Source organism: Thermococcus sp., assembly GCF_027008145.1.
GTDB lineage: Archaea > Methanobacteriota_B > Thermococci > Thermococcales > Thermococcaceae > Thermococcus.
The window spans coordinates 1-9,832 of sequence record NZ_JALTCZ010000052.1; the positions used below are offsets into that span (position 1 = coordinate 1).

A 9,832-nucleotide genomic window follows, 5' to 3' on the forward strand; every position below is an offset into this window, starting at 1 on the left:
CCTTCTAAGAAACCTGAAATGCTTATTATTGGATATCAATATCCATACATGCTTGTTCCCTTCCTGTTCATAATCTCAGTGTACAATTTGAAAAACTTGATGAGTATTAAATTAATCATTGAGACCAGACTAAAAAAAGAAGCAATAGTTCTTACTATAAGAAAGGCACTGGCAATCTCAGTCGTGGCCATGATACTGTTCTCTCCTGTGTTTCATATAATAAAGGGACCCTATATTCAAGGGATTACATTCTATAATCTTGTCAAAATTAAAAAAGAATGGGAACCATATTTCTCAGTTCTAGACAATGTGACTGAAGCGATATCCTTATCCCCCTGTCCGGTATCAACCCAGGATAACTTATTTCCTCACCTAGCGGATAGAAATAACACATATTACTTACTGACTCCATTTCATTCTTCATACATCCCTAATAATTCAATTGTCTTGTTAGCTCGATCTCTGCCGGATTACAAAGTAACTGTCAAAGCGCTGAGGAACTCAACACTAACTGCAAATAAAACATATTTTGTACTGGATGTCAACACGATAATATTGGATTGCTATAACCGGACAGAGAACAATACAGAAGAATTTAAAGCCTGCATTATGAATTACACCAAAAGAATAATACAAGAATGTGAGCAGGCGAGGCTTCATGCTGGAAAAAAATAAGAGACTTTTAATCTTCATGGCTATTATCTTGATATTCTTTAGCCTGAGAATTCCCATGCTCACTATCCAAAATGCTTATTTTGACTACGACGAGGGCACTTACCTCCTCATCGCCCGCCTCATCAACCACGGAGTTCTACCCTACAGGGACGTTTTCGCGGTCCATCCACCCCTCTACTACTACGCCCTAGCCGGCTGGCTGAGACTTTTCGGCGATAACTATATAGTAGGCCGTACTTTCTCGCTGTTCCTTGGATTAATATCGATTTTTCTAGCTTATCTCACGGGAAGGGAATTAAAAGGTGAAAAACTCGGGCTGGCGTTCGCGTTTCTTATAGCAATGGACCCTCTGGCCATTAAGGTAAACACCCTCGTTCTTCACGAAAGCATGATTGAGTTATTCACCCTCCTCTCCCTCTGGTTTCTCGCGAAATACCTCACCGGTGGAGGAAAGATATACGCGTCTTTGACAATAGCCGTTGCATCGCTTGGAACGTCCGCCAAATTCACCATAATACCCTACCTCCTCGCGGTTTTCGTCTTCCTAATCCTCTACGAGTCCGACGAGTTGAGAAACCTGCTACTATCATCAACGAGAGTTCTAACCCAACGGCAAGTGTACATCGTGCCCCTAGCGTATCTGCTCTGGACAATGGCTTCCATGGCGGCAATCACGCTTTATCCCCGGGAGATAACCAGGATAATCGCCAGCGTTCCCGGGATACACCCGATAACGAAGGTCGGTCACGTTTACACGTGCATCCTTTTCCTCTTCCTCTGGGCTTTTTTGACTGTTTACATACTCAATATCAGATACTTCCAACCCCTCAAACATGCACTTAAAGCACTCGGTAGGGTCGTCCGATATGGGATTGCATTAGCGTCAGTCATTGTGGTCTCAAAGGCTGTGGTGGAAGTCCCACTCGGTGTTTTGGTTTCACGAGGATATCTGCATCAGACGTACATAGCGCAGAGCGGAAGAGGGTTCCCCTTCGTCGGGATTTTTTGGGTTGTCGGGAACATCGTGTCTTATATCCAGAGGTCCTCCTTGGAGGTTCTCGCCTACTACGCCCCCCTCTTCATTTTAGTGGCCGTGGTTCTAGCCATTAAGGCCTTTGGACACGGAATCAGGTTTTCCGAACCCCTCAAAGCGCTCCTCGTCCTGAACGTAATCTTCTACCTGATTGCAGTCCCCATAATCCCCGACCCCAGGTTCATCTACCCTCTGCTATTGGTCTTCTATTTGTACCTCCTGTCCGGAGTCGTTGAAATCAAACGGCCAGAGAAAAAGGTTCTGGGCATCGCGCTGACCTTAGTCCTCCTCCTTGCACTGGTTAACGTTGGAATTGCATATAACTATCCGCGGGGGCTCCTCAGAATACCGTGCGCTCCCCACACCAAGGAGCTGAGGGAAGACCTCTCAAATTACATCCATGAGGAAGCACTGAACGGTACGTACCTCTCGATTAACCCCATGGACGCTTACTATCTTAAACTGCCCGTTGTCCCATACTTAGTGGACACCTTTGGTCTTGGATACTTACGAGGCTATAGCCTCGTGAATCTCACTCTGAAATATCATCCCAATTACATTGTCTACGACACGTGGATGTTCTCAATGATGAAAGCCCAGCCCCTACGAAATGTATACGGACCTCTCTTTAATTACACCCTCCAAAACGGCACGTTGCTTTTTGAAGAGTCTCGGAGGGACGGCGAGATAATTGCCCTTTTCAGTCTTAAGAGAGCCTCCTACCCTTGGAGGTTTGACGTGTACAACACAATCCTTAGACTGTACTACGGCAGAGATCGCTTGAACGTCCATTTCAAAGAAATGAATATTGATGGACTCAGAATGGAAGCGCTAAACGATACCTATGAACTGTTCATAACAACAAACAACGGAACGTATGTGGGGAAAATAATTCCCGGTGAAGACAATATAACCGTTTACGTTCCAAACCTTACCATGGTCGTCGCTTTCAATGGCGTGCTCCTGAACAACAACTCCCCCGTTGAGGGGGGAGAATTCAAATCCCTGCGTCTCTGTACGCCGGCGGAATGCTTTATACTGAGCGGTAACATTTCAGTCTCAGGGGGGAAACTCTACGTCCAGGACTATCTACAAATCACTGCCCTGAAATCATAGAGTTCAGGGAGTTCGTTATCTTGTCAATGGTTTCGTTCACAAACCTTCCTTCCTTTTTAATTGTTCCGGTTCTAGGGGTTAGGAACTTTTTCAATGCTAAGAATATCACGACAAGAGCGAGGATAAACATGAAAATATACTCAATTGAAGCCTGAGACCTCCGGTTCATAAGGCATCCTTACTCCAGCAGGCTTCTTAAATGTCCGAGAAAGAATAAAATAAACCATAAATCATCAAGATTAACCGCTCATCATGCTTTTGAGGGTACTATTTATCTGGCTCTCAGCCTGGCTGGCAGTGTTCTCGGCACTGCTTCCCTTGTTTCTGAGCTGCCTAACAACTATCAGAATTATGACCAGAGCCGCCGCAATCATAAACAGATACTCAATTGCACCCTGGGCCTTCCTCTTCATAGATGCCACCTCCTTAGGGTTTATTCAATATTATCTTGTTCGAAAAAAACTTATATAAGTTTCTGCTCAAAATTGGGGGGGAGAATGCTCAAAATTAAAAAAGCTGCAAGGAGGGATAACAAGTTGTTATTTGCATTCCAATGTGAGTCCGCTAGTATTGAAGAATGTATCAAAGAACTCAATCAAAAATCAGAAAAAGTACTAAGTGATGTCCCCGGGATAATAAAATCCTCAAAAATCTCACTAAGCTTTGGTGCATTCATGAACCTCATGGTTGTAGTTGATGTATCCCCAGATTTGCCAGCGAGGAAGGCTATACTTGTGGACTACTCTTCAGGTAGGGGAAAAGAGGATGCAATCAAAGAGGTTCTGGGGAAGGTAAATGGCAAGATGCCCGACGACGCAACCATCGTTGGTTTTGAGGTGAAGACCTACACCACTCCCGTAACCAGGAGAACGTATGCGGTTGCCGTTGTGGTTTACAACACTCCAATGGACAAGAAGCCCCTGAGTAAGTTCACGGTTCAGGAGAGGAGACAGCTTCTAGCTGGCGTCCTAAAGGCCTTTGAGTACAACCCGAGGATCCTCAACATCTCGGAGCTGGCCAGGGTCTTCGAGGTTTCAAGGGACTCAATATACTACGACATAGAGCAGATACTCAAGGAGAGGGGTTAGGTGCTCCAGAGGGGTCTCGGGGTGACCGTCAGAAGAAATATTAGGAGTGCTGTAAGCGCTAGAAGGATGCGAGACTTCGAAATCGGGCTCACCTCGTCGAGGGCTCCTGGATTACCGGCCATCCCTATAAGAAGGACGAGAAGGCCCCAGATGAACCAGCCCTGCCAGAAGTATCCAAGGGCAAAGAGGAGGAATGCAACACCAAGGGTTATGTAGCGGTGTGCTCTCTCGCTTATAAAAGCCCTCAAAACATGCCCCCCATCGAGCTGCGCAACAGGGATGAGGTTGAGGAAGGTCACGAGTATTCCTACCCAGCCCGCGACGGCAACGGGATGAAGGAAAACCACGTAGTCACTCGGGGTCTTCAGGACGCTTCTCATCAGGAGCTCGAAGAGCAGGTTAGTGCCGAAGTAAACACCCCCTCCATGATGAGGGGCAAGGCTCGGGGGGACGACTATTGACATCTTCAACCCGATCAGGGTCACGGGGACGGCGACAAGAAAGCCCGCTATCGGCCCGCTGACGCCGAGGTCTATCGCGGCGTTCCTCGTAGGGAGCGGCGACTTTACTCTGATAACCGCTCCGAGGGTTCCTATGAGACTGAATGGGAAGGGGATAAAGTAGGGCATCGTCGCCTTGACGCCGTGGTAAGTTGCGGCTATCTTATGACCGAGCTCGTGGGTGCCTATTATCGCCATAACACTAACCGAGAAGGAGAGCGCTATCAGGTAAGGATTTCTGAGGCCGGGAAGGGAGTAGTAGTCGAGGGTGGCTATGTACGTCTCGGCCAAGACGTAGCCGGAGAAAAACGTTGTGAGTATCGTCGCTAGGAGGAAGAGCCAGGGCAACCAGGGGTTGTCGGGCTTGACTTCTCCGGCCGGGAACACGAAGAGGAGAACCTTTCCGTGACGCCTCTTTAAGGCTCCCCAGTAGCCGAACTTTTCCAGCTCCGTCAGAACCTTCTCAAAGTTGGGTTCGAGGATTTCCTTCACCTCAAAGACGTGAACGCTCCCATCAGACTCAACGAATGAGAGGACGTAGAACTGAGTGAGAAGGGCCTCAATTTCTGTAGGCGGTGAAGTTGGGACTGTAGGGGCCTCATGATGGATTTCTGGAGCCTCATCGGTGTAACCAACGAGTATCATGTCCCCTCCGCACTTCGGGCACGAGCCCTCAAGCATGGGCTCGGTGGAGTCCCTAACCTCTCTGTAACCACACCTAACGCACTCGTAGATTCCCTTCCTCATGGTACTCCACCTAATGGCGAGGATGTTAAAAGTTTATTCATCAACCTCAACCTCACCCTTATCCGCGTCGACCCTCACCCTCACTCCGCTCTTCAGCTTTGAGATGTCTATCCCATCCACCATTGGGATGCCCGCTATAATGGCCCCGGTCGCAACTATTGTTTCTGCCTCGCCGACGATTATCGCCTTCGGGGCTTTCCCGTTCTTCTTGAGAGCATAGATGATGTAGGAACCGACCGTTGAGCCCTTCCCGCGCGGGAAGGCTAGTATTTTTTCGGCTATCCTCTCCCCCCTTATATCACTTTCCGCGTCGGTGATAACTCCTGTTTCTGGGTCAACACCGCCGAGGAAGGAGAGGGGCTTTTGGGAAACTATAAGCTCCCCCTCGGCCTTTCCGCCGACTATCTTTCTCCCTTTGAGCTTCATAATATCACCTCACGGAGCCTCCTTGACCAGGTTCTCCGCGTCGTCAAGTCTCACGTTGAAACCGAAGGAGCGGAAGTAAAAGGCACTCTTCCCGCTGTTGGTCGCTATGCCGTTGTACCATCCCTTTATCGGGGAAACCACGAAACAGGAGTCGGCTATAATCCTCCCGTTGTAGCGCTCTATCACCTCAGTATAACCCAGGCTATCAGCCAGTGCCTTGACTGCCCTGCTGGCTGTTATGAAGAGCGGTATTTTCAGGGGCCTTCCGCGCATCGTTAGCAGTTCCGCTATTTCCTTGACCTCAGGGAGGGAAGCGTGGGGACAGCCGACTAGGATCATGTCTATACCGGTCCAGTCGTCGCTGAACTGCTCTCTGACTGCTTTGATGTCATCGTCCTCGACGGTTATCGTTTCCAGCTTGTCAACCACCGCCTCCCTGTATTCAGGTGTCTCGCCCTCGACGTGGTAGAGCGCTATCGAACCGCTCGCTGCCATTGCCGCACCCATCTCCTTCAGGAACTCCGTCTTTTCCGGATTTATGCCCCTGAAGTATGGAACGTCGTTTCCGAGGGTTCTGCCAAGATGGTAGCCCAAAGCCGCGTAATCAACGAACGTCCTAACCTTCGCCTGAACATCAACGATCAGGGTTGCCTTCCTGTTCTCCTCAAGGTGAAGGCCGTAGTTTGGGGTCTTGCCGACTATGGCAGCGGCAAGACTTGAAGGACCACCTTCCCTGTTCGTCCTAGCTCCAATTATAGAGTTCGCAAAGACCACCGCCGAACTCTCACTCCAAGCTATGTGGTCGCCGAACTTTGGAAGGTTTGCCCCGTAGTAGGGGGTGCAGGTTGAGGTGGCTTCAATGCCCATCTCGCGGTAGAGGTTGAGAACCTCGGCCTGCTTCTCCATGAACTCATCATCGCCTATTCCAGCTGGATTCAGGGTGGTATAAACTGAAACCCTTGCACCTGCATCCACGAAATCCCTCAAGAACTCGATTCCAGCATCTCCTATGTTCTTGTAGGACACGCCCGCGACCTGGGCGCTCTTGATAGGAATGAGCCTGTCGGCACCGTAGATGTCGCCGAGGGCGACGAGTATCTCCATTGCCTTCTGGAGGGCGTAGCCGTACTCGCCAGCAAGAATCAACTCCTCCTCCTTCGTCAGGTACATACAACCACCACCTCAAGTTCGCGCGGGGGAATATAAAGGCCACCCGAAAGATTTATAAACCTCCCCCGGGCACTAGAAACCGGGTCGAGCAGCGGGGTGGGGCAGCTAGGAGTGCCCGCCGGGCTCATAACCCGGAGGTCGGAGGTTCAAATCCTCCCCCCGCTACCAGCTGTTTTTGAGGCTTCTTACAATACACCCTTCTCTTCGAGTTCCTTCGCGAGCAGTGCGACCGTTAATATGCCCTCGAAGATGCTCCCGAAGTTCGGATTTTCCCCAAACTGGGCAAAGAGCGTCCCAAAGTTCTCGTGCCACGCATCCACCTGCTTCCTTCCCTTCCCGGTTATGATGTAGACGACCCACCCCTTCTCCTCAAGGAGCTCCACAAGCTTCCACGCAGAACCCATGTCGTTCTCTTCAACCTCAATCCCGAGCTTTTTCCTGACCTTTTCTAGGAGTTCCTCCATGGGAAACACCTCACATCATCATTTTCAGCGCAACTAGGATAAGTATAACAGCGAAAGCCCTCCTCAAAATCACCGGGTTGAGCCTGTGAACGGCCATCGCACCAGCCCTCGCACCGACAATGAGTCCGGGTGCCAAAAGGAATGCAGAGTAAACGTCAACCTGTCCGAGCCTGTAGTGAGCGCCAGTCCCGGCGAGAGCTGTAAAAAAGAGCGAGAGACTGGACGTGCCGACGGCATACCTCATTGGAAGGCCTATGTAGGTGTGGAAGAGGGGGACGTTGAGGACACCACCGCTTATACCAAGGAGACCCGAAGTCAGGCCCGCCAGGATACCAACAACGGGAACACGCCGGTAGTTCACCTCCTTAACTTCAGTGACGCATTTCCTTCCCTCCCTCACCATGATGTAGGCCAGATAGAGGAGCAGGAGCGCGAAGACCACCTTGAGAATCCTATCCGGAAGGAGCGTCGAGAGGTAAGCGCCCAGCACGGCGGTGGGCATGGAGAATGTCTCCTTGATGAGAACCACCCTAAATAGAACCGTTCCCCGCCTGAGGTGAGTGTACGCCGAAGCGAAGGCGCTTATTGTTATGCACGCCAGGCTAGTCCCTATAGCGAGGTGGATCGGTTCACCGAGCATCGTCAGGGTAGGAACTATCAAAAACCCCCCGCCTATCCCGAAAAGCCCGGAGACAACCCCGATGACGAGCCCGATGAGGAAGTCAAAGATGTAGGAAAGCATGGAAGAAGGTTGGAAGTGACTCTTAAAAAGCTGACGAAAGCTTTTTAGGAATTAGTGAAGAAGAGGAAGCATGAGGCCAAAGGTCGCCCTATACTGGTTTCTCACTAGTCTAGCATTCACCCTCACCCAGCCGGGGGCAATAGCCTTCGCCAACTGGGACGCTCCCTACGGTTTTTACAAAGATCTCTCCACATGGATGTCCTGTGCCGGAGCCTTCCTTATCATCGCAACCGCCTACGGGCTAATCGAGTGGAGAAGGGAAAGGCTGAGCCCTGCCCATCCCCTTGGCACGGGAATTTTGACCACATTCACAATCCTCCTAGGCTACTGGGCAGAAGACCCCATCCGTGGACAGATGGGCTATGGGAGTCCAAACATTCTGGTTTTCATTGCCGGGGGCTTTATCGGGCTCATACTGGCTTTAATGCTACTCCCAATGATGATGCCCTCCCTGTTCCTCGGGGGCGGATTGGATGAGCTGTACTATCCCTATGACAGGCCCCTCATTGCTACGTGGCTGGTCTCGCTGGCAGTTTCAGTAGTACTCCTGGGAATCTATGTCAAAATCAGAAGAAAGGGGCTAAGGAACCGGGTAGCCCAGCCCCTTGAGAATCATCCTGATCGCTAAAAAAGCTAAAACGATGGCGAAGGCCTTGCCGAGGGAGGAAGCTTTCGTCCTCTTGGCTATCCTCGCCCCGAGTTGTGCGCCGATTATAAGACCCGGCACGAGAAGGAGTAACCACCCGACCTCGACGTTGCCCAGCATGTAGTGCTTTATAGCTCCGCTGGTGGCTGTAAAGACAATGGCGAAGCTTGAAGTTGCCACCGCGTAGTGTATCGGCATGCCCATCGCAGTCAGGAAGGGCACGTTTATCGCTCCCCCGCCTATGCCGAGCAGACCGCTGGCGATTCCAGCTATGAAACCCCCGATGGGAATGAGCCTGTAGTTAAGCTCCACATCCTCAAGCCTGAGCTCACCCGGCTCGGTACTCTTCTTCCTGTAAATCTTTATTGATACGAGGAGGAGGACGATGCCGAAGATCACCTTGAGCTGGGCCGAACTTATGTAGCTCGTTGACCAGGCCCCTATGTAGGCCCCCGGAACGGCCGTTGAGGCTATCAAGAGGCCGGCTTTGTAGTGGATTCTGCGCTGCCTGTGGTAGGCTATTGCCGAGCTGAGCGACGTGAAGACAACTGCGGCGCTTGAAGTCCCAACGGCGTGGTGTATCTCGACGCCGAGGAAGTTGAGGATGGGAACGACTAAGAAGCCCCCGCCGAGCCCGAACATCGCCGCGAGAATGCCTATGAATATCCCAACCGCGAAGTAGCCGGTGTATTTGAGCAGGTATTTAAGCAAAGAACCACCCCCGCTGTCCGCTAAAGCTCAAAGGCTATTGCCTCTATGAGCTTTACCAGCGCCTCAAGGTCAGCTAAATGGAGCGTCTCGACCTCGCTGTGGAGGTATCTGATGGGAACGCTCAAAGCGAGAACCTCGCTCTTGTGCTGGAAGACGGAAGCGTCAGTCCCTCCCCCCGTAACGCCGACCTGGAGAGGAATTTCGTTCCGCGAGGCTATTTCAGCGACCTTCCTTGCGAGAGCTCTGGTGTAGATGGCCGAGTTGTCAACGGCCCTTATGACCGCTCCTCCCCCGAGCCTAACGTCGCCGGTCAGGTCGCCGCAGCAGGCGAAAGAATCCACGGCGAAGGCGTACTTGGGCGAGTGCCTCTCCGCTAAAAAGCGCGCGCCCTTAAGGCCTATCTCCTCCTGGACAGTGAAAGCAAAGATATAGCGCCCGTCGAGGTCGTGATCGACGAGGTCTTTTATTGCCTCAACGAGTGCCACAACACCAAAGCGGTCATCCAGGGAGCGGG

The 9,832-nt window shown here is 51.1% G+C and carries 12 protein-coding genes and 1 tRNA gene; 5 read left to right on the top strand and 8 right to left on the bottom strand.

Annotation, left to right across the window (positions count from 1 at the left end; genetic code table 11):
- On the top strand, positions 1–675 hold a 675-nt coding region (locus tag MVD07_RS02485), incomplete at its 5' end, for a DUF2079 domain-containing protein (RefSeq protein WP_297498198.1).
- 28 nt (positions 676–703) lie between these two features.
- Positions 704–2,824 (top strand): glycosyltransferase family 39 protein, encoded by a 2,121-nt coding sequence (locus MVD07_RS02490; protein ID WP_297498201.1) that lies wholly within the window; start codon positions 704–706, stop codon positions 2,822–2,824.
- Between the two features lie 239 nt (positions 2,825–3,063).
- Here the strand turns inward: MVD07_RS02490 and MVD07_RS02495 are convergent, their stop codons facing one another.
- Positions 3,064–3,237 (bottom strand): class III signal peptide-containing protein, encoded by a 174-nt coding sequence (locus tag MVD07_RS02495; RefSeq protein ID WP_297498204.1) that lies wholly within the window; start codon positions 3,235–3,237, stop codon positions 3,064–3,066.
- A gap of 261 nt (positions 3,238–3,498) precedes the next feature.
- Here MVD07_RS02495 and MVD07_RS02500 point away from each other — a divergent pair, with 261 nt between their 5' ends.
- The gene (locus MVD07_RS02500) at positions 3,499–3,912 is read left to right on the top strand and encodes a hypothetical protein (RefSeq protein ID WP_297498206.1); all 414 of its coding nucleotides are present in this window, start codon (positions 3,499–3,501) and stop codon (positions 3,910–3,912) included.
- On the opposite strand, the gene MVD07_RS02505 is transcribed toward MVD07_RS02500, so the two are convergent.
- The 3 genes from MVD07_RS02505 to MVD07_RS02515 are packed head-to-tail and all read right to left on the bottom strand — an operon-like array spanning position 3,909 to position 6,755.
- Positions 3,909–5,159, bottom strand: coding sequence for a site-2 protease family protein (locus MVD07_RS02505; RefSeq protein WP_297498209.1), 1,251 nt, complete (start codon positions 5,157–5,159; stop codon positions 3,909–3,911). The two genes, MVD07_RS02500 and MVD07_RS02505, sit on opposite strands and share 4 nt — an antisense overlap.
- Before the next feature lie 33 nt (positions 5,160–5,192).
- Positions 5,193–5,585, bottom strand: a complete 393-nt coding sequence (locus MVD07_RS02510; protein WP_297498212.1) for a DUF126 domain-containing protein — start codon at positions 5,583–5,585, stop codon at positions 5,193–5,195.
- A 9-nt stretch (positions 5,586–5,594) separates the two neighbouring features.
- Complete coding sequence (locus MVD07_RS02515) at positions 5,595–6,755, bottom strand: aconitase X catalytic domain-containing protein (protein WP_297498214.1); 1,161 nt, start codon at positions 6,753–6,755, stop codon at positions 5,595–5,597.
- A 90-nt stretch (positions 6,756–6,845) separates the two neighbouring features.
- Here MVD07_RS02515 and MVD07_RS02520 point away from each other — a divergent pair.
- A tRNA-Met gene (locus tag MVD07_RS02520) sits at positions 6,846–6,923 on the top strand.
- Positions 6,924–6,940: 17 nt separating this feature from the next.
- Here MVD07_RS02520 and MVD07_RS02525 read toward each other — a convergent pair.
- Together MVD07_RS02525 and MVD07_RS02530 are read right to left on the bottom strand one after the other, a co-directional pair.
- Complete coding sequence (locus tag MVD07_RS02525; protein WP_297498217.1) at positions 6,941–7,219, bottom strand: hypothetical protein; 279 nt, start codon at positions 7,217–7,219, stop codon at positions 6,941–6,943.
- Positions 7,220–7,229: 10 nt separating this feature from the next.
- Positions 7,230–7,961 (bottom strand): sulfite exporter TauE/SafE family protein, encoded by a 732-nt coding sequence (locus MVD07_RS02530; RefSeq protein WP_297498222.1) that lies wholly within the window; start codon positions 7,959–7,961, stop codon positions 7,230–7,232.
- Positions 7,962–8,031: 70 nt separating this feature from the next.
- Between MVD07_RS02530 and MVD07_RS02535 the strand changes: the two genes are divergently transcribed.
- A complete protein-coding gene (locus tag MVD07_RS02535; protein ID WP_297498225.1) occupies positions 8,032–8,589 on the top strand; it encodes a hypothetical protein in 558 nt (185 codons plus the stop codon).
- Here the strand turns inward: MVD07_RS02535 and MVD07_RS02540 are convergent.
- Complete coding sequence (locus MVD07_RS02540) at positions 8,542–9,306, bottom strand: sulfite exporter TauE/SafE family protein (RefSeq protein WP_297498230.1); 765 nt, start codon at positions 9,304–9,306, stop codon at positions 8,542–8,544. The two genes, MVD07_RS02535 and MVD07_RS02540, sit on opposite strands and share 48 nt — an antisense overlap.
- A gap of 32 nt (positions 9,307–9,338) precedes the next feature.
- On the bottom strand, positions 9,339–9,832 hold a 494-nt coding region (locus MVD07_RS02545), incomplete at its 5' end, for a M20/M25/M40 family metallo-hydrolase (RefSeq protein WP_297498227.1).